Genomic DNA, 1100 nt, shown 5'->3' with positions numbered 1-1100 from the left:
CAGCAACCAGGGCACAACGTATTGGATGGGAAGAACGCATGGTGAATCCTCGATGGGTGCAGCTATGGCCACGAAGTGGCGGCGGGCGCTGCAGAAGCCGCGCCTACGCTTTGTCCGAGGAAAACAAGTAGTGTTCAAGGCAGACAGCGTTTATACGGATCAGCGGTAGGGAGCTAAATCCAACGCTGCTGGCCGACTTTTCCCACGACGCGGTCGGCCACTAGTTGCCGTTTTCTAATCTTCCAATGCCAGGCTTTCCATACAGCCAGGGCATACCGCACGCCCGGTAATGATCACCGATTGCGGACCGATTCAGGTGGGCTGAGATAAGCCAGCCTCGCGCTCGGTTATGACTTCCTCAATCAGTCGGCAATCCAAACAATTGCACCTTAAAAGTTATGTTATAACATGTCCGATATTTTTCATTGTCCCCAAGGAAACCAGCATGTCTCGCTGCCCCAAATTGCAATTCTGGCGCCTCCCGCCCATTGCAACAGCTTTAATGATTGCATCGCCGGCCTACGCCATAGAAGTAGATCCACAAGTGATTACCGCGAATCCACTAGGCAGCGAGCAGCTGGCTTTGCCGAGCACTGTCCTCACCGGAGATAAACTGACCCTTGCGCAGAGGGGCAGTTTGGGCGAAACCTTGAACAATCAACCAGCCGTGTCGTCGTCTTATTTCGGACCAGGCGCCAGTCGGCCAATCATCCGCGGGTTGGACGGCGATCGAATCAGGATCTTGCGTAATGGCGTTGGCGCACTGGATGCGTCGTCGCTTTCTTACGACCATGCGGTGCCGCTGGATCCTGTCAATGTTGATCGCATCGAAATCGTGCGTGGCCCCGCTGCATTGTTATATGGAGGCAGTGCCATTGGCGGCGTGGTAAATACATTGGACAACCGCATTCCTGTTGAATCCATCGAAGGCATACACGGTTCCGGTGAATTGCGATATGGCGGTGCCGACACCACGCGTAGTAGCGCCGGAAAGCTGGAAGCCGGCAACGGTCAATTTGCGCTGCACATCGATGCCAATGCTCGTAATTTTAATGACCTGCGTATCCCGGGCTACGCTCGCACCTCTGATCAACGGACCC

The 1100-nt window shown here is 54.8% G+C and carries 1 protein-coding gene; it reads left to right on the top strand.

Annotated features, from left to right (window positions below; genetic code table 11):
• Positions 1 to 445: 445 nt before the first annotated feature.
• Positions 446 to 1100: TonB-dependent receptor plug domain-containing protein (locus tag ABEH28_RS27260; RefSeq protein WP_346631564.1), on the top strand; the 655-nt coding region annotated here is incomplete at its 3' end.

It is taken from the genome of Pseudomonas sp. Ps21-P2, assembly GCF_039672565.1.
Classification (GTDB): Bacteria; Pseudomonadota; Gammaproteobacteria; order Pseudomonadales; family Pseudomonadaceae; genus Aquipseudomonas.
The sequence above is the reverse complement of the archived record's forward strand: the minus strand, read 5'-3'. Positions and strand labels throughout refer to the sequence as shown.